Origin of the sequence: Solihabitans fulvus (assembly GCF_008386585.1) — a bacterium.
Classification (GTDB): domain Bacteria; phylum Actinomycetota; class Actinomycetes; order Mycobacteriales; family Pseudonocardiaceae; genus Solihabitans; species Solihabitans fulvus.
Window position 1 is genome coordinate 29,764 of record NZ_VUOB01000074.1, and the last position, 22,791, is coordinate 52,554.

The 22,791-nt window shown below is 70.2% G+C and carries 18 protein-coding genes; 7 read left to right on the forward strand and 11 right to left on the reverse strand.

The genetic code is table 11. The features are described from left to right. Positions 1-6: 6 nt before the first annotated feature. Positions 7-1,329 carry an HNH endonuclease signature motif containing protein gene (locus tag F0L68_RS35135; RefSeq protein ID WP_149854210.1) on the reverse strand — a complete coding sequence of 441 codons (1,323 nt, stop codon included), beginning with the start codon at positions 1,327-1,329 and terminating at the stop codon, positions 7-9. 879 nt (positions 1,330-2,208) lie between these two features. On the opposite strand from F0L68_RS35135, the gene F0L68_RS35140 reads away from it, so the two are divergent. Continuing rightward, positions 2,209-2,589, forward strand: coding sequence for a YrdB family protein (locus F0L68_RS35140; RefSeq protein WP_223199413.1), 381 nt, complete (start codon positions 2,209-2,211; stop codon positions 2,587-2,589). On the opposite strand, the gene F0L68_RS35145 is transcribed toward F0L68_RS35140, so the two are convergent. From F0L68_RS35145 to F0L68_RS35155, 3 genes are all read right to left on the reverse strand, one after another. After that, on the reverse strand, positions 2,531-3,871 hold the full coding sequence (locus F0L68_RS35145) for a M1 family metallopeptidase (RefSeq protein ID WP_223199414.1): 1,341 nt from the start codon (positions 3,869-3,871) through the stop codon (positions 2,531-2,533). The two genes, F0L68_RS35140 and F0L68_RS35145, sit on opposite strands and share 59 nt — an antisense overlap. Positions 3,872-3,952: 81 nt before the next feature. Beyond that, positions 3,953-7,858, reverse strand: a complete 3,906-nt coding sequence (locus F0L68_RS35150; protein ID WP_149854212.1) for a Pls/PosA family non-ribosomal peptide synthetase — start codon at positions 7,856-7,858, stop codon at positions 3,953-3,955. Between the two features lie 208 nt (positions 7,859-8,066). Continuing rightward, on the reverse strand, positions 8,067-8,819 hold the full coding sequence (locus tag F0L68_RS35155; protein WP_149854213.1) for an alpha/beta fold hydrolase: 753 nt from the start codon (positions 8,817-8,819) through the stop codon (positions 8,067-8,069). 80 nt (positions 8,820-8,899) lie between these two features. On the opposite strand from F0L68_RS35155, the gene F0L68_RS35160 reads away from it, so the two are divergent. The 3 genes from F0L68_RS35160 (at position 8,900) to F0L68_RS35170 (ending at position 11,645) form a co-directional block, all read left to right on the forward strand. Then, complete coding sequence (locus tag F0L68_RS35160; protein ID WP_223199415.1) at positions 8,900-9,439, forward strand: PadR family transcriptional regulator; 540 nt, start codon at positions 8,900-8,902, stop codon at positions 9,437-9,439. Between the two features lie 314 nt (positions 9,440-9,753). Beyond that, on the forward strand, positions 9,754-10,161 hold the full coding sequence (locus F0L68_RS43895; RefSeq protein ID WP_223199416.1) for a hypothetical protein: 408 nt from the start codon (positions 9,754-9,756) through the stop codon (positions 10,159-10,161). 194 nt (positions 10,162-10,355) lie between these two features. Further along, complete coding sequence (locus F0L68_RS35170; RefSeq protein WP_223199417.1) at positions 10,356-11,645, forward strand: hydroxyacid-oxoacid transhydrogenase; 1,290 nt, start codon at positions 10,356-10,358, stop codon at positions 11,643-11,645. 73 nt (positions 11,646-11,718) lie between these two features. Here the strand turns inward: F0L68_RS35170 and F0L68_RS35175 are convergent, their stop codons facing one another. Beyond that, complete coding sequence (locus F0L68_RS35175; protein ID WP_149854215.1) at positions 11,719-12,312, reverse strand: DUF3558 domain-containing protein; 594 nt, start codon at positions 12,310-12,312, stop codon at positions 11,719-11,721. A gap of 138 nt (positions 12,313-12,450) precedes the next feature. Here F0L68_RS35175 and F0L68_RS35180 point away from each other — a divergent pair, with 138 nt between their 5' ends. Further along, positions 12,451-13,128, forward strand: a complete 678-nt coding sequence (locus F0L68_RS35180) for a mechanosensitive ion channel domain-containing protein (protein ID WP_149854216.1) — start codon at positions 12,451-12,453, stop codon at positions 13,126-13,128. Positions 13,129-13,159: 31 nt separating this feature from the next. Here F0L68_RS35180 and F0L68_RS35185 read toward each other — a convergent pair whose 3' ends face one another. From F0L68_RS35185 to F0L68_RS35205, 5 genes are all read right to left on the reverse strand, one after another. Next, positions 13,160-14,671 carry an LCP family protein gene (locus tag F0L68_RS35185; protein WP_223199418.1) on the reverse strand — a complete coding sequence of 504 codons (1,512 nt, stop codon included), beginning with the start codon at positions 14,669-14,671 and terminating at the stop codon, positions 13,160-13,162. A gap of 234 nt (positions 14,672-14,905) precedes the next feature. Further along, positions 14,906-16,594 carry a potassium channel protein gene (locus tag F0L68_RS35190; RefSeq protein ID WP_149854218.1) on the reverse strand — a complete coding sequence of 563 codons (1,689 nt, stop codon included), beginning with the start codon at positions 16,592-16,594 and terminating at the stop codon, positions 14,906-14,908. A 91-nt stretch (positions 16,595-16,685) separates the two neighbouring features. Then, positions 16,686-17,732: an ABC transporter substrate-binding protein gene (locus F0L68_RS35195; RefSeq protein ID WP_149854219.1), complete on the reverse strand. Its 1,047-nt coding sequence runs from the start codon at positions 17,730-17,732 to the stop codon at positions 16,686-16,688. Between the two features lie 47 nt (positions 17,733-17,779). Then, positions 17,780-18,697 (reverse strand): ABC transporter permease, encoded by a 918-nt coding sequence (locus F0L68_RS35200; RefSeq protein ID WP_149854220.1) that lies wholly within the window; start codon positions 18,695-18,697, stop codon positions 17,780-17,782. 12 nt (positions 18,698-18,709) lie between these two features. Further along, entirely contained in the window at positions 18,710-19,552 is an 843-nt protein-coding gene (locus F0L68_RS35205) for an ABC transporter ATP-binding protein (protein ID WP_149854221.1), read from the reverse strand. 205 nt (positions 19,553-19,757) lie between these two features. Between F0L68_RS35205 and F0L68_RS35210 the strand changes: the two genes are divergently transcribed. Then, positions 19,758-21,470 carry an ATP-binding protein gene (locus F0L68_RS35210; protein ID WP_188317000.1) on the forward strand — a complete coding sequence of 571 codons (1,713 nt, stop codon included), beginning with the start codon at positions 19,758-19,760 and terminating at the stop codon, positions 21,468-21,470. Next, entirely contained in the window at positions 21,467-22,141 is a 675-nt protein-coding gene (locus F0L68_RS35215; protein ID WP_149854223.1) for a response regulator, read from the forward strand. Before F0L68_RS35210 ends, F0L68_RS35215 begins: the two co-directional genes overlap by 4 nt. Positions 22,142-22,156: 15 nt before the next feature. Here F0L68_RS35215 and F0L68_RS35220 read toward each other — a convergent pair whose 3' ends face one another. After that, the gene (locus tag F0L68_RS35220; RefSeq protein WP_188317001.1) at positions 22,157-22,780 is read right to left on the reverse strand and encodes a DUF11 domain-containing protein; all 624 of its coding nucleotides are present in this window, start codon (positions 22,778-22,780) and stop codon (positions 22,157-22,159) included. Positions 22,781-22,791: the final 11 nt, after the last annotated feature.

A 22,791-nucleotide genomic window follows, 5' to 3' on the forward strand; every position in this document is an offset into this window, starting at 1 on the left:
GCGAGATCAGTCGTCAGGGCATCGGCCCGGCCTTCGATCAGGTGTCCGGCCGGTGATGGGTACGTGGGTTGGCTGTAACGGCGGATCGGCGAGGGGCTCCGGGGCGCGCTCGAAGCGTCGACCGGTGGGGCTGGTGAAGATGAAGTGCCCCGACCCGGGTTGGTCGATCCGCCAGTTGGCCTTGTGCTTGGCGCGGTGGTGATGCCGGCACAGGGCTCCGAGGTTGTGGTGCGCGGTAGGGCCGAGCGGAAACTTCTTCGTATGGTCGAGATCGCAGCCAGCCGCCGGGCGGATGCAACCTGGAAAGCGGCAGGTGCGATCCCGCGCGACGATGTGGTCGGCCAGCGCGGCCGGCGGTCGGTAGGTGCGGCGGCCGTAGTCCAGCAGCGAGCCGTCCACCGGGTCGGTGAGCAGGCGACGCCACGTGCCATCTTCGGCGATGCGGCGGGCCAGAGCCGCCGGAATCGCTCCGTAGCCAACGAGGTCACCGGGGTTGTCGTCGACGCCGGCGAGGGTCGTCGCCGCCACCGTGACCTGGACCTGCGCCTGGATCCCGTTTCCGCCGGTCATCAGCCCGACGAAGGCGTCCGCACGGCGCTCGGCAGCGCTGCGGTCGTCGTTCGGTTTGGCGGATGCCCGAGCTGCCGCGTCCACTCGCTGATAGATGCTGATGGCTTGGTGGGCGGGCAGGTAGGCGATCAGTTCGGCCATGGCCTCTGGTTGGGGAAGGATCCGCACAGCGCGCTGCTTCGAACACACCTCGTGCCTGCGCTGGGCACCTTCGGGATCGACCTTGAGTACCGCACGACGGGTGATCTGTCGCAGCTGAGACACGGTCTGCCGAGGCGCACGTGCCAGGACTGAGGCTTCCACGATCCTGGTGTGGGTGTCCGACAGCGGCACGGTCAGTTCGTCCAGCGCGCGGGCTTTCAGCAGATCGATCTCTCCTCGTTCGAGGCTGCGCAGAGTGGCGGGCAGGCGGTTGGTCAGGCTGACTGCGAGGCCCAGGCGGTTGGCTGCGGCCGTGCGGGTCCACTTGACCGCCGGGGCGATTTCGTCTGCGGCGAACTCGCTGAACTGCCGCCCAGGCTTGTCGCTGGGGCGGAGAGCTGCGAACCGAGCCATTGCACGCAGTTGACGGGCTTCGATCGTGGCGACGAGCCGTTGGCTGTCGATGAGTATTTCCAGTACCTGGTCGGCGTCGAGCTGGTCGAGATCGCGGCCTATCACCTGTTCGAACAGTGCGACTGTGTCCAGGTACGCGAGACCGGGATCGGTCGCAGTGACTGCGAGCCAATCCAGGTCGAGCGATTCCTGTACGGGAGACATGGGTGAAGAATATCGAAGGAGAGGCGGTAAAGCTTCACTCTAAATGATGATCTTTATAGTGCAACCGGAGTGAGGACTCGAGAAAGAGCACGGTTTGAAGCATAACTTTGCACACAGGAAGCTACACACGGAGATACAAAATACCTGTTCAGAGGCATGGAAGGCGACCGGCGAGGTGCGACAAGAAGGAGGAGGACGGGGGCGGCGTCAACGAGACGAAGACCGTGAGATGGGCGTACGTAGAGGTCATTACGGAAGGCGATGCCCTGGAGTTCGACTGCGAGATGCACAGTCGAGCGTAGGACAAGGTAGAGGTAGGACTAGCCGTTAGGTATAGCTAGATACAGGTGACTAGGTATACGTAAGACCCGTACGTGGAAAATAGCCTTGAGAGATGGAAACTTAGGGATAAGGTACGAGGGATCGCGCGCATTGAGGGAGGTCCCGGCCACCGTAGGGTCCGCAGGACACGGCGGATTGCGGACCAGCCGAGAGGAGAGGATCAACGTGAGCACAGCCGGACATGAGGGTCGAGTTACGACGAGACAGAGAAACAGAGGGAAGGGCCGCACAGAACGAGACACGGAGGAGGTTGCCGAGCCGCCGGTGGAGACTGGGCTGATGGAGCGGATGCGGCCGGCTTGGCTGCGAGCCGTCGACCGAGGCCCGTCGCCGTGAGGACGACCTCGCAAGGAGGGTCGATGATGACGCGTCAGCGCAGCTACAGACAGACGACGGAAGGCAGACACAGTCGCCGCGGGACGCCGGGGCGCCCCTGGAAGCACGGGACCGGGTGTCAACGGGCGAGGCTTGACGACGATAGCTAATAAGATTAGCTTTTTAGCTATCGTGAGCAACTTGAGCTGAGAGTGAGTCGTGATGTCTGGGCTGAGGAACGCGAACCTGTTGCTTGCCCTGTTGCTCGAACTCGGCACGCTCGCCGCGGTGGTGTACTGGGGATTCGGCACGGATGCTGGTGTCGCCGTACAGCTGGTCGCCGGGATCGGTGCGCCGATCGTGCTCGCCGTGCTGTGGGGCATGTTCTGCTCGCCGAAGGCGGCCAAGCCGTTGCGTGGTGTGGCCCGCGTCGTTGCGGACGTGGCCTGGTTCGGGTGCGGAGCCGCCGCGCTGGCCGCGTCGGGCGCGATGACGCTCGCCGCAGCGTTCGGGGTGGCTTACGTGGTGAACCGGATCGGCGTGCTCACCTGGCACCAGGGGTCGGAAGCTGCGGCAGCGCCGGGGCGTGCAGCCACGGAGTGAACAGCTCTCCCAGCGTTCGGCCGGCGTGCCGTTCGGCCAGCGCGGTGAACTGGGCCGTGGTGACCGTGCCGTGCCGGTGGGTCGTGGTCCAGTCGGCGAGGAAGGCGAAGAAGACGGTGTCGCCGAGCGTTCGCCGAAGGGCGTGCATGGCAAGCGCTCCGCGCAGGTAGACGCGGTCGTCGAACATTCGCGCCACGCCGGGATCGGCCAGCACGAGATCCTGTGGGAGCGCAGCGACCTTGCGCCAGGCGCGGGCGGCATGTGCCTCGGCCGACTCGCTGCCGGACGCCTCCGACCACAGCCACTCGGCGTAGTTCGCCAGGCCCTCGTTCAGCCAAATATGCCGCCAGTCGGCGACGGTGAGGCTGTTGCCGAACCACTGGTGCGCGAGTTCGTGCGCGACGAGGTTCTCCGCGCCGCGCACGCCGTCGATGTGGTTGGCGCCGAAGATGGACAGGCCCTGTGCCTCGACCGGGATCTCCAGCTCCTCGTCGACCACGACGACCGCGTACTCGGCGAACGGGTAGGGGCCGAAGCAGCGCTCGAACACAGCCATCATCTGCGCCTGCCGGCCGAAGTCGTGGCCGAATGACGAGACCAGTGCGGGTGGGACGGCCGCGCGGATCGGCACCGAGCCGTCGATCACCTCTCCCAGCTCGTACCGCCCGATCTGGACGGTCGCGAGGTAGCTGGCCATGGGCTCGCTGCTCTCGTACAACCAGGTGGTCGTGCTGGCGCCGACGCGACTGGACACCAGCCGCCCGTTGGCGACCACCCGATACGCCGACGGCGCGGTCACCGTGATCCGGTAGCTGGCCTTGTCCGTTGGGTGATCGTTGCAGGGCAGCCAGGACGGCGCGCCGATCGGCTGCGCGGCGACCAGCGCACCATCGGTCAGTTGCTCCCAGCCGAGTTCGCCCCAGTGGCTGGGGATCGGCACCGGGGTTCCGACGTAGCGGACCTCGACCATGAACTCGGCACCCGCGGCGATCGGCCGGGTCGGCCAGATGTTGAGCTTGTGGCCTCGGTGGGTGAAGCGCGCGGCGGCGCGGCCGTCGATCAGCACGCGGTTGATCCGGAACGGGCCGAGGTCGAGGGTGAATCGGGTCAGCGGCTGGGTGGCGACGGCGGTGATCCTGGCTCGGCCGGCGAGGCGGCCGGTGCCGAGGCGGTAGTCGAGCTCCACGTCGTAGTGCTCGGTGCGGTAGCCGCCGTTGCCGTGCTCGGGTAGATAGGTGTCCGTCGAACTGCTCGCGCCGACACCCGCTGGCTGGGCACTCAACCTGCGTCCGCTCCCCTGCTCCGCCGCCGCGCCGTGATGGGTCCGCCCGGTCACCGCGCGCGGCGTGACCGGGCGCTCAGCCTACGTCTGTCCCTTGCCCTGCCACGACGTGATGGGGTTGCCGAGCCACCTGGTGTCCTCGGGGACGTTCTCTCCGCGCATCACCAGCGATGCTGGGCCGACCGTGGTTCGTGCTCCGATTGTCGCGCCGGGCAGCACGATGCCGTGCGGGCCGAGGGTGGAGCCCGGGGCCATCGTGACCGGTGCCATGCTCATGATCCGGTCGTGGAACAGGTGGGTCTGCACCACGCAGCCCCGGTTGACGCTGGCGCCGTCGCCGATGCGCACGAGGTCGGCCTCGGGCAGCCAGTAGGTGTCGCACCAGACGCCTCGGCCGATGCGGGCGCCGAGCGAGCGCAGCCACAGGTTCAGCACGGGGGTGCCGGTGACCGAGCCGGCGAGCCACGGCACGGCGAGCACTTCGACGAAGGTGTCCGCTAGCTCGTTGCGCCACACGAACGAGCTCCACAGCGGGTGCTCGACGGCGCGGAACCGGCCGACCAGCGTCCATTTCGCGGCGGTGGTGACCAGGCACGCCACGAGGCCCGCGGCCAGGAGCACCAGGCCGCCGCACAGCGCGGCCGCACCGAAGCCGGGTCCGGCGGCGATCGCCTCGAACGCGGCCAGGGTGAGCACCGCGAGCGCGACCGCGCACATCAGCGGGACCACCCGGCACAGCTCGACCACGGCCCTGGCGACCTTGAGCCGCCGGGGCGGGGCGAACGTGCGGCTCAGGTCGCCGTGTTCGGCGGCCCTGCGCAGCTTCATCGGCGGCATGCCGACCCAGGACGAGCCGGCCTTGGCGCGCTTCGGGGTGGCGGACAGGACGGCGACGAGACCGCCGTCGGGCACGGCGCGGCCGGGCGCGGTCATGCCGGAGTTGCCGAGGAAGGCTCGCTCGCCGACCCTGGCCTCGCCGATCTTCAGCCAGCCGCCGCCGAGTTCGTAGGAGGCGACCATGGTGTCGTCGGCGAGGAACGCGCCGTCGGCGACCGTGGTCATCTTCGGCAGCGCGAGCACGGTGGACGCCTCGACGTCCTTACCGACTTTCGCGCCCAACAGGCGCAGCCACACCGGGGTGAACAGGCTGGCGTACAAGGGGAACAGCACGGTGCGGGCCAGGTCCATCAGCCGCTCGGTCGCCCACGCCTGCCAGCCGACCCTGCTGTGCACCGAGTGGTATCCCTTGCGCAGTCCGACGCCGAGCAACCGCACGCTGCCAAGGACCAGCAGCGCGAACGTGACCAGCGAGGCGACCGTGGCGAGCGGGACGGCCAGCAGCGCGTGCGCGGTGGCGGCACCGAGGGTGTCCTGGCCGCGCAGGAACAGGCCGATGACGAGCAGGCCTGGGATCGCGCCGACCAGCGGCAGCAGGGACAGCACGAACGACGTCACGCCGTAGGCCAGCACCCAGCCGCGCGAGCGGTTCGGGCGGACGGACGGCCAGGACTGGTTGGCCTTGCCCGCCCTGGTGGCCGGCACGCCGGTCCAGCGCTGGCCGGCCGGCACGGAGCCGACGACGCCGGAGCCAGGGGCGATCTCGGCGCGCTTGCCGATCCGCGCCCCGGGGAACAGCGTGCTGCGCGAGCCGACGGTGGCGCCCGCGCCGATCCGGATCTTGCCGACGTGCACCAGGTCGCCGTCCAGCCAGGTGCCGGTGAGGTCGACCTCGGGTTCCACTGCGCTGCCCTTGCCGAGCTTGAGCATGCCGGTGATCGGCGGCAGGGAGTGCAGGTCGGCGTCGCGGCCGATCTTCGCGCCGAGCGCCCGCGCGTAGTAGGTCATCCAGGGCGCGCCTGCCAGGTTGGCCGCGCCGGTGAACGCGGCGAGCCGTTCGGCCGTCCACAGCCGCAGGTGCACCGAGCCGCCCCTTGGGTAGCTGCCCGGTCGCAGGCCGCGCAGCAGCAGCCGCGCGCCGGCGGCCGAGATGCCCATGCGCCCCAACGGGCTCAGGAACGCGACCCAGCCGAGCAAGACCAGCCACCAGGACACGGTCGGGGCCCACGGGACGGCGCCGAACCAGTGCAGGACGTTGTTGATCGCGGCGAGCGCCACCAGCCAGCGCAGGCCGACGAGGGTGAACAGCGGGATCAGCAGCAGGGTCTGCGCGATCGCCGCGCCTCGGGGCAGCGGGGTGACGGTGCGGCTGGTGGTGGCCGCGACACCGAGCTCGTCGAGGCGCTCGGCCAGCTTGCCGACCTTGGGGTGCTGGTAGATGTCGCTGACCGACACGCCTGGATAGTTCTTGCGCAGCAACGACACCAGCTGCGCGGCGGCGAGGCTGCCGCCGCCGTTGGCGAAGAAGTCGTCGTCGGCCTCGGTGATCTCGACGCCGAGGATCTCGCTGAGCTGGGTGGCCACCCAGTCTGCGGTGCCGCTCAGGCGCTTCTCGGCCTTCCGCCCGCCAGCGGACGCGGGCAGGGGCCACGGCAGTGCGGCGCGGTCGACCTTGCCCGAGGTGCGGGTCGGCAGGGTGTCGACGACGGCGAGCAGCGGCACGAGGGCGGCGGGCAGCACGGTGCGGAGCCGGTTCAGCGCGTCTGCCTGGTCGAAGTCCGCGCCCGAAGAGACGACGTAGCCGACGAGGATCTGGTTGCCAGCCTTGGTGGTGCGCACGGCCGCCGCGGCGCCCGCGACGTTCGGCAGCGCCTGTAGCGCGGCGTCGACCTCGCCGAGTTCGATGCGGCGGCCGCCGAGCTTGACCTGTTCGTCGGCGCGGCCGAGGAACAGCAGGCCCTCGGGCTCGGCGCGGACGAGGTCGCCGCTGCGGTAGGCACGCGTCCAGCCGAGGGAGTCCAGCGGACGGAACTTCTCGGCGTCCTTCTCCGGGTCGAGGTAGCGGGCGAGTCCGACGCCGCCGATCACCAGTTCGCCCTCGCCGCCCATGTCGACAGGTTCGCCGCGCTGGTCGACCACGGCGAGGTCCCAGCCGTCCAGCGGCAGGCCGATGCGGACCGGGCCGTCGCCGGTGAGCTGGGACGCGCAGGCGACGACGGTCGCCTCGGTCGGGCCGTAGGTGTTCCACACCTCGCGGCCCTCGACGGCGAGCCGCTCGGCGAGTTCCGGCGGGCAGGCCTCGCCGCCGAAGATCAGCAGCCGGACCTCGTCGAGGGCCTCGACGGGCCACAGCGCGGCGAGGGTGGGCACCGTGGACACCACGGTGATCTCCTGCCGCATCAGCCACGGGCCGAGGTCCATGCCGGTGCGCACCAGCGAGCGGGGCGCCGGCACCAGGCAGGCGCCGTGCCGCCAGGCCAGCCACATCTCCTCGCAGGAGGCGTCGAAGGCCACGGACAGGCCGGCGAGCACGCGGTCGCTCGGGCCGATGGGCTCCTCGCGGAGGAACAGCCTGGCCTCGGCGTCGACGAAGGCCGCGGCCGAGCGGTGGCTGACGGCGACGCCCTTGGGCTTGCCGGTGGAGCCGGAGGTGAAGATGATCCACGCGTCGTCGGCGGGGGTCGGGCGGCCCGGCGCGCCGATCGGCGCGCCGCGCATGGTCAGCGCGCGGTCCGCGCCGAGCACGGCGCACACGGCCGCCTCGGACCAGACCAGCTCGGCGCGCTCGTCCGGGTCCTCGGCATCGACGGGCACGTAGGCCGCGCCCGCGGCGAGCACGGCCAGGATCGACAGGTACAGCTCGACGGTGCCCGACGGCACGCGCACGCCGACGCGGTCGCCGACTCCGACGCCGGCTTCGGTGAGGTCGATCCGCAGTCTGTCTACTTCGGACAGTAGGCCGCGGTAGTCGAGGGTGGTCGTGCCGTCGTCGATCGCCGGGGCGTGCGGATGGCGGCGCGCGGTGTCGGCGAGTATGTCCAGGAGCGTGCGCTCGTCGGCCGCGGCGTGCGCGGCCAGCAGGAGCCCTTGCCTTGGCAACGTTGCAACGACCGAGTCCAGCAGGGACTGCGGTTCCTCAACGACGGTCATCGAACTCCCGTGGTCGACAGTACGTGGATGGGCACTGGACACACCGAGGATTCGGAACGCCCCAGGCGTTCGTGTGACGACGCCCGACGGAGGAGCTTATCTCGAAACCGGCGACATTGCTGGTGCGACTTCGTCACAGTGTCTTGATTCACAGTCCGTCAGGTTCGCACGATCGAGTGAAATCTGCTGGCCTGCAAGAGTTTACCACTCAGTCGTGCGCGAGTCCTGTTGCCACGGCGTGGATGAAGCCATCCGGATTGTCGAACATCATTGTGTGGCCGGCATTGCGCACCACGTCGAGGCGCACGCCGGCCGCGCGAAGTTCCTCCGCGCCGTCGAGGGGTTCGCCTCGCTCGCCACGGACGAAGGTGCGCGGGATGTCCATACGCAGCAGCATCTCCCGGACCGGAGGGAACGATTCGGCCCAGAATCCCGCAGCCGAGCGGTACAGGCCGACGCGGCCGGCCAGCCGCATGGTGGCGCGCCATTCGGAGTCGACGGCGGCCAGGACGTCCTCGTGGCCGCCGGAGACGAACCCGTCCTCCGTGTGACGACCGATCCGGCCGCGCTCGACGGCCGGGTCGAGGGTCGCCTCGGCCACCACGAGCCGGCTCACCAGGTCGGGCCGGCGCGCGGCGAGCACCACGGCGACCGAGCCGCCCATGCTGTGGCCGACGACCTCGGCTCCGGTCACACCGGCCGAGTCCAGCGCGGCGGCGACCGCGTCGGCGTGGTCCGCGATGCCGTAACCGAAGTCGGCGGGGCGGTCGCTGAGGCCGAAGCCGAACAGGTCGAGCAGGAGTTGCCGGCGGCCGGCGAGCAGCGGGTGCGCCGCCACGTGCGCGAACGACGCGCCGGAGGCGTTGCCCAGTCCGTGCAGGTAGACGCGGGCCGGCTCGTCGCCGGGCAGCTCCGACCAGCGGATTCGCGCAGTGCCGGGGCCAGTTTCCGCGTGTCGCATGACCACTCCAGTTCAGTTAAACCATCGATGTCGAGGTATCTCGGGATGAATATATAACGGACTCGCGATATCGACGCAAGGTGCGCGACACTGTCCGCATGCTGGAGTTGGCCATCCTCGGGTTCCTGTTCGACCGATCGCTACACGGCTACGACCTGCGCAAACGCATCGCCGCGCTGACCGGGCACGTGCGGCCGATCGCGGACGGCACGCTCTACCCCGCGATCAAGCGGCTGGAACAGGCGGGCCTGCTGAGCAGGGAGACGCAGCCGGGCCCCACCGCCGCGCCGCGACACATGCTCACGCTGACCGAGGCGGGTCGCGCCGAACTCAGGCGGCGGCTCGCCGAGCCGCACGAGCTGGACATCAGCGACGAGAACCGCTGGTTCACCCTGCTGGCGTTCCTCCGCCATCTGGCCGACCCGCGCCGGCAGGCCGCCGTGCTGCGCAGGCGGCTGGCGTTTCTCGAGGAACCGAGCAGCTTCTTCTACGAGGAGGACGGACGGCCGTTGGGCGCGGACGACTTCGCCGACCCGTTCCGGCAAGGGCTCCTGCTCATCGCACACGCGACCAGCGAGGCCGAGCTCCGCTGGCTGAGGTCGACCATCGACGCGCTGTGATGGCACCGCCCCCAGCGGGACCTGCGAGTGCAGCTTCTTCTACGAGGAGGACGGACGGCCGTTGGGCGCGGACGACTTCGCCGACCCGTTCCGGCAAGGGCTGCTGCTCATCCCGCACGCGACCAGCGAGCCGAGCTGCGCTGGCTGAGGTCGACCATCGGCGCGTTGTGAGAGTGCGCGCCCCAGCAGGACCTGCGAGTTTCGTCAGGAGTCGACGTGTTGCGCCAACTGAAAGTCAACGATTTTCCTGCGGAATTCCCAGCAGCATCGGGTATCCATTGAGTGACGGTGGCCACATTCGTGGTAGGAGCCCGATGGAGGACGCCGACATGCGCCATCACGCGAAGCACCACCCACCACAGGTCAAATCCCTCAACGACGAGCTCTACCGGATGCTGTCCTCGGGCGGGCGCGACGCCTACGGGGCCGCGCTGTTGGCCCAGTACGGCCTGCCCGGCCAGCGAATCCAGCACACCGGCCTCGGCCTCGGCCTGATCAGCGCGATCTGTTGGCCGGAGTCGGCGGACGTGCCCGCCCGCACCACCCACCTCATCTACGCCGGATGCACTCCGGCCCAGATCAGAACCAACCTCGCGGCGCGGGGGCTCGGCGGGCGCTCGGTCGCCGTGGTCTACCCGCCCGACGTCGACCTGGCGGACCTGGAGCGAGACGAGGACCGCTACCAGTACGCGGCCGAGGTCGACGACCCGTACGACGACTGAACAGCGACTACCGAAGAAGAGACCGCCGAAGAAGGACTGCCGAAGAGGGCTGTTGGGGCGTGCGCGGACGAGGCGACTGCCGAATCGGGCTGCTGGGGGCGTGCGCGGACGGGGCGCGGCCTGGTGCGAGCGTTGCCGCCCGAGGATCTTGGTGCCACGCTGGCGGGGGCGGCGTCCCCAACGGAGGAGCACCTGTGAACGCATCGATTCCGGCGAGCCCCGAGACCGTGTTCACCTACGGGTCGCCCGCGCTGAAGTTCGGGCCCGGCGCGTCCGCCGAGATCGGTTTCGACCTCGCCCAGTACGGGGTTCGGCGGGTCCTGGTGGTCACCGACGCCGGGGTGGCCGCCACCGGGTCGCCGCAGCGGATCGCCGACCAGCTCGGCGGTTACGGGATGCACGCCGAGGTCTTCGACGGGGTGCACGTCGAGCCGACCGACCTGAGCATGCGCGCGGCGGTCGAGCACGCGCGCGCGACGGGGCCGTGGGACGCGTTCGTCGCGGTGGGCGGCGGTTCCAGCATCGACACGGCCAAGGCCGTCAACCTGCTCATCACCAACGCGGGCGATCTGTTGGACTACGTCAACGCGCCGCTCGGCGGCGGGCGGGCACCGAGCGAACCGCTGCGGCCGTTGGTCGCGGTGCCGACCACCACGGGGACGGGCGCGGAGAGCACCACCACGTGCGTGCTGGATCTGTTGGCACTCAAGGTGAAGACCGGCATCAGCCACCCGAGGCTGCGGCCCACGCTCGCCGTGGTCGACCCCGAACTGACCATGACGCAGCCCGCCGGGGTGACCGCCTCCAGCGGGATGGACATCCTGTGCCACGCGCTGGAGAGCTACACCGCCAAGCCCTACACGGCATACGACCACAAACTGGCCGAGCAGCGGGTGCCCTACTGCGGCGCGAACCCCATCTCGGACATGTGGTCCGAGCGCGCGTTGCAGTTGCTCGCGCGGTCGTTCCGGACGGCGGTGCGCGACGGCGACGACGTGGCTGCACGCACCGACATGGCGCTCGCGGCGATGTTCGCCGGCCTTGGTTTCGGCAACGCCGGCGTGCACATCCCGCACGCCGTCGCGTACCCGATCGCGGGGCGGGTCAAGGACTTCCGGCCAGCGGGCTATCCCGCCGACGAGGCGATGGTCCCGCACGGCATGGCCGTCTCGCTGACCGCGCCGGAGGCGTTCCGGTTCACCTTCGACACGCAGCCGGAACGGCACGTCAGGGTGGCTGAGTTGCTTGCGCCGCAGCTGGATCGGCCGAACGACGCGGCCGAGCTGCTGCCGGCCGCGCTGCTCGAACTGATGCGCGACATCGGCATTCCCGGCGGCGTCGGCGCCGTCGGCTACGACGAGTCGGACGTGCCCGACCTGGTGGACGGCGCGATGAAGCAGCAGCGCCTGTTGGCCACCGCTCCGCTGCCGGTCACCGAGGACGACCTCGCCGCGATCATCACCCGGTCCATCGAACTCTGGTAGTCGCGGCGCTACGTTCGGCGTCCTCGCCCGTCAGGTTGTTCGTGGTGCCAACGCCGTCAGGGCGCCAACGCCGTCAGGGGGCCAGCGACACGAGGTTGCCGATGACGTAGCCGGCGAAGGTGCTCGCCAGCGGGCACGGGTCCCGGTAGTCCAGGGAACGCTCGTCGGCGACCTGGACGTCCACGACCACCAGCGACGTGGCCGCGACGCCGACCTCGACCGTGCAGCGTCCGTGGTCGGTGGCGTGCGGGTCGTCCGCGGTGCGCACCGCCGGGTAGCCGTCGACCTCGTCCGGCGTGAACATCGGCAGCGTGGACCGCTTCCGGTACAGGCCCTCCAGGCCGCCCGAGGTGAGGTCGACACCGGCGCGGTAGGACGGCCTTGCCGCCACGTTCGGGTGCCACGCGCAACGCCAGCCGTCGACCACCGAACCCGGCGCGGTGATGCCGAACTGGGCGAGCTGGTCCGCGCGGATCAGCGCGCACGGGTCGGCCCGGTACTTCGTCACTTCGAGGTCTTCCTTGACCAGCGGCGGAGACAGCCGGGACGGCGCGGTCGAGGAGGACGGCGCGGGCTGGGACTGGGGTTGGTCGGACGAGCAGCCCGCGAGCATCGCTGCGGCACCGGCGAGGCAGGCGGTCACGAGGACACCGACGGTCGCGCGCACGCCAGCCACCCACCTCTCGTCGGACCTCCGCGACCACCTTCGCACATCCGGTGTCCGGTCGGGGTGAGTCGGCGGGAACCAAGGCCCCGCCGTGCCCCCGAATGGACCACACGGCGGGGCGCGTGATAGCCAGGGTCCATGTCTCAACCTGACGACCTTCCCGGGCGGCCGCGCACGGCACGCCGCTCGTTGCCGCTGGTCGCGTTCGCGTTGCTCGCCGCGGCCGGCCTCGGGCTGGTCGGCGTGTCCGGCACGCTGATCGACCGGCCGGACGGGTCGGCCGGCAAGGCCCTGCTGCTGGCCGGGACCGCCGTGTTCGTGATCGGCGGGGCCGTCACGACGCGGCTGATCGGCAACGACATCGCGCGGCGGATGGCGCGGCACGGCATGGAGGCGCCCGGCGCGGTGGTCCGGATGGCCATCAGCATCACCGGCTACCTGCTGGTCGCGATCACCGCGCTCGGCCTGTTGTCGGTGCCGCTCCAGCAGTTGCTGGTCGGCGGTGCGGTCACGGGCGTGCTCATCGGCATCGCCGCGCAGCAGACGCTCAGCAACTTCTTCGCCGGCATCATGATCCTCGTGGTCCGGCCGTTCCGGGTCGGCACCGACATCTCCGTGCGCTCCGGTCCGCTCAACGGCCCGTTCACCGGCCGGGTCACCGCGCTCGGCCTGACCTACACCACCATGCTGACCGAGGAGGGGGTGCTGATGATCCCGAACTCCACGCTGCTGTCGGCCGGCATCACCACCCTTGGCGTGAAGCGCAACGACACCGGGCGCGACGATGCCGCGCCGCCCGCGCACAACATCGACTGACTCCGCCAGGCGGTGGGGGTGGGCCGCGATGTCAGTTGACGCAGGGGATGCCGCTGCCGTCCACCGGCAGTCCCTGCGGGCCTGACTCGGTCGTGGCGGGGCGGCCAGAGGTCGGCGCCGCGGTCGTGGTCGGCCCGGTCGTGGTCGCGTCCGGCGATGCCAGCAGGGCGGCCGGCATGGTGAAGTCGGGGCCGAGCGCGATCCGGAGGTGGCCGGCTGCCAACCCGGTGCCCGCCGCGACCTCGAGGCCGCCGAGCAGGGTGGCCGCGTTGTCCGCGTCGGCCTTGGCAGTGCCGCCGTAGGTCACCCCGGACGCGGCGTCGCCCGCGTTGCCCACCTCGCCCTTGACGAACCCGCGCGCCACCAACGCGTCGGCGACCTTGCCGGCCAGACCCGGTGTGCCGGTGGCGTTGTAGACGTCGACCGTGCTGCTCGGCTTCGGCGGCGGGGTCGTCGAGGTGCTCGGGCTTGCGATGCCGAACGCGCTGCGCACCATGGCCTGCACCTTGGCGACGTCGACGAGGTTCACGTCCTGCCCGTCGCGCTGGGCGTAGCTCTCGATGGGCAGCGTCGCGAACTCCAGCTTGCCGCCGGTGAGGTTCTGCGCCTGCTGCGCGAAGGACAGCACGTCCCACCCCGAGGAGATCACCACGTCCTTCTTGGCGACGTCGATGAGCTTCTGGAGCTTGTCGAGATCGGTGAACGTGCCCGCGCTGCGCAGCTTGTGCGCGACCGAGGCGAGGAACGCCTGCTGTCGGTGGGTGCGGTCGAGGTCGCCGTTGTCCAGCCCGTGCCGCTGCCGCACGAACGCGAGCGCCTGCGCGCCGTTGAGGGTCTGGTGTCCTGCCGGGAAGTCCGCGCCGGAGTAGTCGTCCTGCACGGCCTGGTTGAGGCAGACCTCGACGCCGTCCAGCGCGGTCGCCAGGTCGTAGAAGCCGGCCAGGTTGACCTCGGCGAAGCGGTCGATGGGCACGCCGAGGAAGTCGCGCACCGTCTGGATCGTGGCCTTGCGGCCGGCTTCCCTGCCCTGGGTCTCCAGGGCGCGCTGGTCGGTGACGCCCTTCTTGGCCAGATCCTGTTCGGTGTAGAACTTCGTCAGCCCGTACGCCTCCTTGATCTTGGCGTGGTCGTAGCCGGGGATCCCTTTGACCGCAACGAAGTCGTCGCGCGGGATGGAGAACGCGGTGACCTTGCCGTCGTCGTTGGGGACGTGCATGAGGATCAGCGTGTTGGTGTTGTAACCACCCTCGTTGCCGTCGCCCGCGTGCAGCTTGTCCAGGATGTCAGCCGGCAGCGGGTTGCCGTCCTGGTCCTTGCGGGAGTCCAGGCCGATCAGCAGGATGTTCGTCGCGCCGTCCCGCGACCTCGGCGCGTCGCCGCCGAGCGCGTTGGACGTGTTCAGCCCCTGGGTGAGGTCCCGCAGGTGCGTGTAGGCGATGCCGGTGACGAGCAGGATGAGCACGGACACGAGCCCGACGAACACGCGGCCGGCCAGCAACAGCGACCGACGGGACGCGTTGACCGGCGGCGGCACCAGCCGCACGGACCGCGACCCCAGCCTTGAAGCGGACCGACCGGGCCGGCCTCGACCGTCGGGAAACCGCCGCCCACCTTGCTCCGACACACGCTCCCCGTTCCGCGGACAAGCCACTGACCAGCAACAACAGGCACTCGGCGATGCGGGTCGCGGTCGGCGGTGTTGGCCGGCCCGACCGGCGAATGGGGCCCGCAGTTGCGCAATTGGTTGAGGGTAGCGCCACCGTGCCGGTCGGCCAGGTCAACTCGCCGATTCGTCGGAGCCGGCCATGCTCTGGTTGAGGGTGTCGGCGAGGCCGACCCTGGTGGCGACGATCAGCACCCGGTTGCCCTCGGCGAGCTGGTACCGGGGATCGGGCGACCAGTCCAGGTTCCGCGTGCCGTGGGACACCGCGATGGCCCTAACCTCGGTGTCGTTGATCGAGTCGAGCGTGCGGCCGACCAGCGCCGAGGTCGCCGTCACCGGCAGCTCGGCGATGAGCAGCGCGCGCCGCCCTACCGCGATCGTGCCGATGACCTGGCGTTCCACCATCGCCGCCGCGAAGGCGGGCGCGGCGAGGTAGGACACGCTGCGGGAGATGCCGATGCCGAAGTTGTGCTGCACCCGCTCGGCGAGGTCGCCGTCGAACAGCCGCAGCACCACGCGCAGGTCGTCGCGCACCGACCGGGCGTTCAGCGCGGCCTGGAGGTTCGTCACGTCGTCGCTGGTCACGGCCACCATCGCGCGGCTGGTCTCGACCCAAGCCGAGCGCAGCGTCTCCTCGCGGCTGGCGTCGGCGAACACCACGGGCACGCCGAGCCGCCTGGCCAGCGCGACGCCGGAGGCGTCCTGGTTGCGTTCCACGCCGACCACGGGGACGCCGAGGTCACGCAGCTGCGACATGACCCGCGCGCCGACGTTGCCGAGCCCGACGACGATCACGTGGTCCCGCATCCGCCGCACCCGGCCCAGCGTCGAGGACAGCCGGGCGCCGACCACCGCGTCGACGACGGCGGCCGTGACGACCGGGATCAGCGCGATGCCGACGATCGTGACGATCACCTGGGTGACCTTGTTGATGCCGCTGAGCCCGGTGTCGGGCTGCGCGGCGCCGGCCGCGTCGAGCAGCGTCAGGTAGACGGCGTCGGCCCACGGGATGTGGCCGGGCATCGCGAACAGACCGGTGCTGACCACGAGCAGGCCGAGCAGGCCGAGGAAGGCGATGCCGAGCTGCTTGTTCACCAGCACGCGCAGCGTGTCGAGCACCCCGAGCGCCTTGCGGCCGAGCACGCGGTACCAGGTCGGGTGGACCGTGGCCATCTCCAGCGGCGTGCCGTCCGCGACCGCGAGCACGAGGTCTCCCCCGGCCTGCCCGGGCGGCAGCAGTCTTGGCACGCCGGAGTGCTCGGTGTCCGCGATGCCGCAGACCGCGCGCGCGGCCGGCACCTGCTCCCGCCTTGCCACGTACAGGGTGCGGCCGGGCAGCCGCACGTGGTTGGGCGCGAGTTCGCCGAGGCCCGCCGCCACGAACCACGGCGCGGCCATCACCGCGTCCGACAGCACCGCGCAGTCGGCGAACAGGGTCCTGATCTGGTGGCCGAGGTCCATGTTGAAGATCCGGATGACCAGCCGGATGTCGGGGTTGAGCTCGGTGGCCCGCAGGGCGGCGTGGATGTTGCCGACGTCGTCCTGGGCGACCAGGGCGAGCGCGCGGGCGGTGGCGATGCCGGCATCGACGAACGCCTCGACGGACAGGTCGGCCGACTCGACGATGCGCACGCCGGGCAGCTTCGCGATCTGCGGGCCGTGGTTGCGCCGCTTCGACGGCAGGATGACGGTGACTTCCTCGCCGAGCCTGCTCACCAGTTCCTCGACGATGCGCCGGGCCAAGGGCGTGTCGCCGCACACGATGAAGTGCGATCGTTTGTCGCGGCGTAAACGTCCAGGCACGGAGCGGAGTCTAGATCACCTTCATGTGTCGCCGCGGTGTGTTGGCCGGATGCTGCCGACGCCCGCGCGGGCGTCGGCAGCATCCCCGGTGTCAGTGCGCGTTCTTGGCGAACTCCGTGGTGAAGGTCTTGGCGAGGTCGATGGTGTGCCCCTTCACGGTGGGATCGAAGGAGTTCAGCACGGTCAGCACGGTCTGCGGACCGTCGGCCGGCATGATGCCGTCGGTGGTGAACATCGCCTTGCCGGCGTCGAGTGCCTTGACGTAGTCGTCCTTGGTGATGTTGGCGTTGCTGACGTAGTCGGCCGGCAGCTTGTCGGCGATCTCGGCGGCGCTGTGGCTGCCGATCCACTTCAGCGTCTGCACGTAGGTGTTGGCGAGCTTCTGCGCGACGTCCTTGTGCGCGTTGACCCAGCTGGTCGGCATGTACAGGCAGGCGGCGGGATAGACGCCGCCGAGCGCGGCCCGCGCGCCCTCGGCCGTGCGCATGTCGACGAGGACCTTCGCATCGCCCTTCTTGAGCAGGGCGGTGATCGTGGGCTCGGTGGTCATGCCGCCCTGGATCTTGCCCTGTTCCATGGCCGCGATGAAGGTCTGTCCCGCCTCGACGGCCACGGAGTTGACCTGGTCCGGCGAGATGCCGGAGCGGGTGGCCAGGAACTTGGTGAGGAAGTTGGTCGAGGAGCCCAGGCCGGTGACGCCGACGCTCTTGCCCTTGAAGTCGGCGAAGCCGTGCACGTCGGTCGCCTTGGTGGAGACCAGCTCGACCTCGCCGGGCACCTGGGCGAACTGCACGATCGACTCGGTGACCTTGCCCTTGCCCTGGAGGTCCACGTTGTGGTCGTAGAAGCCGACCACGCCGTCGACGTTGCCGGCCAGCATCTGCGTCTCGGCGTCGACGCCGGCAGGCTCGTCGGACAGGTCGACCTGGAGGCCGTTCTTCGCGTACAGGTCGAGCTGCTTGGCCAGGATCGCCGGCAGGTAGATCTGCTTGTTCATCCCGCCGACCATGATCTTCACGTGGTCGGTGCCGCCGGAGCCCGAGCCGGAGCCCGCTGAGGACGAACCGCCTCCGCAGGCGGACAGCGCGAGTGCGAGCAGTGCGCCGATGGCGCAGAGCGCGGTTGTCTTCGTTGACATGACTCTCCTTAGGAAATGCGGGAAAACCGGAGGGGGACGCGGCTGACTCAGGCGGCCGTTTCCATGTCGGACAGCTGCGGCGGGCGCCAGGCGAGCAGGCGGCGCTCCAGCCGGCTGATCGCGGCCTCGGCCACGAGCGCGAGCACCGCCATGATCACCATGGCGGCGAAGACGCCGTCGATGTTGAAGTTGCCCTGCGCCTGGCGGACCAGCAGGCCGAGCCCCTTGTCCGCGCCGAGGAACTCGCCGACGATGGCGCCGATCAGCGCGAAGCCGAAGCTACTGTGCAGGCTCGCGATGATCCAGGTGAGCGCCGATGGCAGCACGACCTGCCAGGTGACCTGCGCGGAGCTGGCGCCGAGGATGCGGGCGTTCGCGATCAGGTTGCGGTCGACCTCGCGGGTGCCCTGGAAGGCGTTGAAGAACACCACGAAGAACACGAGCACGATGGCGAGCGCGACCTTGGAGGACAGGCCGAAGCCGAGCACGACGATGAACACGGAGCCCAACACGATGCGGGGCACGGCGTTGATCGCCTTGATGTAGGGGGCGAACACCTCGGCGAGCAGCCGCACCCGGCCGAGCGCGACGCCGCACACGATGCCGAGCAGCACGCCGATGACGAAGCCGAGCACCGCTTCCTCGAGCGTCACGCCGATCTGCTCCCACAGGGAGCCCGCGTCGGTGCCGGACTGCGCCCACGTCGTGAGCTGGTCGACGATTCCGCTCGGGCTGCCGAAGAAGAAGCTGTCGATCCAGCCCATGCTGCTGGACAGTTGCCAGCCGCCGAAGATGGCCACGAAGAGCCCGAGCTGGATGGCGCGGACGAGGAGCCTGCGGCGGCGCACGGCGCGGCGCGCGCCGACGTCGAGGAAACCGTTGCGGCCGCTGGACTCCGCTGTCTCGGCGGGTTTCCCGGTCGTGGGGTCGGTCCGCACGTCACCCTCCGGTGTGCTGATGGACATGGCTGCTCCTGGTCACTTCGCGAGGGTGGCGGTGCGGGCGTAGGCGACCTGGACCTCGTCGCGCAGCGACTCCCAGATCTGTTGGTACAGCTCGACGAACCGGGGTTCGAACCGGATCTCCTGGACCGTGCGGGGCCTCGGCAGGTCGACGGTGAAGACGTCCTTCACGGTCGCGGGGCCCGCCGTCAGCACGACCACCTTGTCCGCCAAGGCGATGGCCTCTTCGAGGTCGTGCGTGACGAACACGACCGAGGGCCTGGTGACCTCCCAGAGCGCGAGCAGCTCGTCGGACATGATGGAGCGGGTCTGCACGTCCAGGGCACTGAACGGCTCGTCCATCAACAGGATTCTCGGCTCGTTGATCAGGCTCTGGGCGAGCGCGACGCGCTTGCGCATGCCGCCGGAGAGCTGGTGCGGGTGGTGGTTCTCGAACCCGGACAGGCCGACCCTGCGCAGCCAGTCCCTGGCGGCGGCGAGCGCGTCCTTGCGCGCCTCGCCCCGGAACAGCGGGCCCGCGGCGACGTTGGCCAGCACGGTCTTCCACGGCAGCACCGCGTCGGTCTGGAAGACGAACCCGATGCCGGAGCCGATGCCCCGCACCGGGCTGTCGTCGACGAGCACCTGTCCCTCGGTGGCCCGTTCGAGGCCGGCGACCAGGGTCAGCGTCGTGGACTTGCCGCAGCCGGTCGGGCCGACGACCGCGCAGAACTCGCCGGGGGCGACGGTCAGGTCGAGGTCGCGCAGCGCGGTGTACGCGCCGCCGTCCGGGGTGCGGAACCGCTTGGTGACGTTCCTGAGTTCGATGGCTCCGGTGCCGCTGCCACCGGGGCTCTCCTGGCTTCGAGAAGTGGCCATTGCTCCGCCTTGCGCTGCCGGGTGTGACGTGGTGCACAGGACCGTAGGCAGCGGCGACGGCGAGGGCGATCCATGCGCGGCTTGTGCGGTTAGCGCGCATTTCTCGTGGTTGTGAGCCTTTTGCTCGCGGTCAGGCCCTCCCTATTAACCCGCCCGTGTTGCACACTTAACCCACTCAGTAAGCAAAATGGTTACGGAGTGTCACGTGAGGCGCAGCACAAAGCTGTCCACCCGGATTCTGGTCAGCCAGCTGACCATCCTGATCATCACCATGGTGATCGGCTTCGTGCTGTACGCACAACAAACCCGCGCCACCCTGGACACCCAGTACGAACAGCGCGCGCTGGCCATCGCCGAGACCGTCGCCGCCCTGCCCCAGGTGCGCGCGGCCGTGGCGGCCGGCGCGGACCCTTCGGGCACCGTCCAGGCGCTGGCCGAGCAGATCCGGCACGACGTCGACGCCGTCCGCTACGTCGTGGTCATCGACCGCGACGGCATCCGGCTCTCGCACCCGACTCCCGCGCAGATCGACAAGAAGATCGAGGAGCCCGTCGTCGCGCTGGACGGCCACACGCACGTCCGCACCGACCCAGGCAGCCTCGGCGACTCCGCGAACGGCCGCGCCCCCGTGTTCGGTTCGGACGGCAGGCCGATCGGCGAGGTGTCCGCCGGCATCCTCGAGGACAGGGTCGTCGGCCAGTGGTGGCTGGAACTGCCACCCGTCGCCCTCTACACCGCGCTCGCGCTCTGCTTCGGCGCCGCGGTGTCGCTGCTGCTCGCCAGGCGCCTCAAGAAAACGACATTCGGCCTGGAACTACACGAAATCGCGTCCCTGCTCCAGGAACGCGAGGCGATGCTGCACGGCGTCCGCGAGGGCGTGGTCACCTTCGACCAGGACGGCCGCGTCACGCTCATCAACGACGAGGCCCGCAGGCTGCTCGGGCTGCCGGGCAGCGCCATCGGCCAGCGGCTCGACGCGCTGCTGCCCGACGGCTGCCTCCGCGACGTGCTGTCCGGGTCCGTCGAGGGCACCGACCAGATCGTGCTCACCGACGAGCACTGCCTGGTGGTCAACCGGATGGCGGTGAACCTGCGCGGGCAGGCGCTCGGCGCCGTCGCCACCCTGCGCGACCGCACCGAGACGGAGGGTCTGCTGCGCGAGCTGACCAGCACCAGGGGGCTCACCGACGCGCTGCGCGCCCAGCAGCACGAGTTCGCCAACCGCCTGCACACCATCGCCGGGCTGCTCGAACTCGGCCGCACCGACGAGGCGCTCGACTACCTGACCGACACCTCCGGCATCGCGGAGGGCTTCGCCGAGTCCGTCAGCGACAAGATCGGCGATCCAATGGTCGCCGCGCTCGTGGTCGCCAAGGCGTCCGTCGCGGCCGAGCGCGACGTCGCGCTGCTGCTCACCGAAGACTCCTTTGTGGACGGTCTACTCGCCGAGCGGCACGCCGTGGTCACGATTCTCGGCAACCTCATCGACAACGCCATCGACGCGGCGGCAGGCGGTCCGTCGCCAGCGCACGTGACCATCCGGCTGCGCAGCGAGGCGGACCAGCTGTTCATCCGGGTCAGCGACACCGGACCGGGCATCCCGGTCGGCGCGGACGACTCGATCTTCCAGTCCGGGTTCACCACCAAACCGACCCGCGCCAACCTCGACCGGGGACTCGGCCTTGCCATCGTGCGGCGGCTCGCGCGCAGGCTGGACGGGCAGATCACGGTGTCCGAGGGACCCGGCCCGGTCTTCACCGTCACGCTGCCTGACCACGCGTCCGACCGGGGTTCCGGTGGTGCTTCCGACGACGCCGCCGATCACGCGGCCGATCACGCGGCCGACGCGTCAACCGGAGCGGAGCTCGGAGCATCCCCTGGAGCGGCCTCTGGAGCGAACCTCGGAGTGACCCGATGATCCGCACCCTCGTCGTCGACGACGACTACCGCGTCGCCGGCATCCACGCCGCCTACGTGAACAGGGTCGGCGAGTTCACCGTCGTCGGCGAGGCGCACAACGCGGCCGAGGCCGCCGCGGCGATCGGGCGACTGCGGCCCGACCTCGTCCTGCTGGACCTGTACCTGCCGGACGGGCACGGCCTCGACGTCGTCCGCGCCGTCGCCGAGGAAGCCATGCCGCACCCCGACTTCATCGTGATCACCGCAGCACGGGACGTGCAGAGCGTCCGCAAGGCCATGCAGCTCGGCGCGGTGCACTACCTGGTCAAGCCGTTCGGGTTCGGCAAGCTCCAGGACCGACTGGTCGCCTACCGCGATCTGCGCAGGCGGCTGCACCAGCTCGGCGAGGCCAGCCAGGACGACGTCGACGCCCTCTACGCCACCATGCGCACCCCGCCGTCGGCGACGCTGCCCAAGCGGCACTCCGCGCCCACGATGGCGCTGGTCCGCGACGCCGTGCAGCGCGCGGCGGCGGACGTCTCCGCCGCCGAGGTGGCCGCGCTGGTCGGCGTCAGCCGCCCGACGGCGCAGCGGTACCTGTCCTATCTGACCCAACAGGGCGTCGTGGAGCTGAGCCTGCGCTACGGCGGCCAGGGGCGGCCCGAGCAGCGCTACCGGACCAGCCACTGACCCGTCGCCACGGCGTCAGACCTGCGCGTGCGCCGACTCCGGCTCGGTGGCGGTGGCGGCAGCTGGCCGGCGACGGCGGATCAGCACGGCGGCGGCGGCCGCGGCGGCCAACGCGACCAGGATGCCGCCCGCCCAGTACCACCAGCCGGTGGACGAGCCAGGGGCGGCGGCGAGCGCGGTCGCGTCCAGCTCGTCGGAGTCCGTCGAGCACACCGTCGGCCGGTCCTCGCCGCCGACGTAGGCGCACGCCGACGCCGCCAGCCGCGTCGTGCCGGACGGCACCGAATCGAGCTTTCCCTTGCCCACCACCGTGACATCGGAGTTCGGCGGCAGCGAGACCGTCCACTCGATCAGCTGGTCGCCCTGCCGACCGTCGTGGTCCGCCGAGACGAAGCGGAGGCCCGGCGGCATGCTCTGTGTCAATCGCAGACCATCCACAGTGGACGTTCCCATGTTGCTGATCTTGACAAGGTAGGTCAGTTCGGCACCCCTGCCGACCTTCTGCTGACCGTCGTCGATGCTGATGGACAGCGACGGCGGCGCGGCCGGGTCGGCGGTGGCCGGCTGCACGAGCAGCACCGGCGCGCCGAGCGCCGCGGCCGTCAGGACAACTGCTGCGTGAGCTGAACGGTGACGCACGGAGAAGTCAG

Excerpts from the sequence above, each read along its gene's own strand:
- F0L68_RS35215 (WP_149854223.1), top strand. The coding sequence starts at position 21,467 with ATGATCCGCACCCTCGTCGTCGACGACGACTACCGCGTCGCCGGCATC.
- F0L68_RS35180 (WP_149854216.1), top strand. The coding sequence starts at position 12,451 with ATGTCTCAACCTGACGACCTTCCCGGGCGGCCGCGCACGGCACGCCGC.
- F0L68_RS35200 (WP_149854220.1), bottom strand. The coding sequence starts at position 18,697 with ATGTCCATCAGCACACCGGAGGGTGACGTGCGGACCGACCCCACGACC.
- F0L68_RS35195 (WP_149854219.1), bottom strand. The coding sequence starts at position 17,732 with ATGTCAACGAAGACAACCGCGCTCTGCGCCATCGGCGCACTGCTCGCA.
- F0L68_RS43895 (WP_223199416.1), top strand. The coding sequence starts at position 9,754 with ATGGAGGACGCCGACATGCGCCATCACGCGAAGCACCACCCACCACAG.
- F0L68_RS35155 (WP_149854213.1), bottom strand. The coding sequence starts at position 8,819 with ATGCGACACGCGGAAACTGGCCCCGGCACTGCGCGAATCCGCTGGTCG.
- F0L68_RS35150 (WP_149854212.1), bottom strand. The coding sequence starts at position 7,858 with ATGACCGTCGTTGAGGAACCGCAGTCCCTGCTGGACTCGGTCGTTGCA.
- F0L68_RS35205 (WP_149854221.1), bottom strand. The coding sequence starts at position 19,552 with ATGGCCACTTCTCGAAGCCAGGAGAGCCCCGGTGGCAGCGGCACCGGA.
- F0L68_RS35140 (WP_223199413.1), top strand. The coding sequence starts at position 2,209 with ATGTCTGGGCTGAGGAACGCGAACCTGTTGCTTGCCCTGTTGCTCGAA.
- F0L68_RS35135 (WP_149854210.1), bottom strand. The coding sequence starts at position 1,329 with ATGTCTCCCGTACAGGAATCGCTCGACCTGGATTGGCTCGCAGTCACT.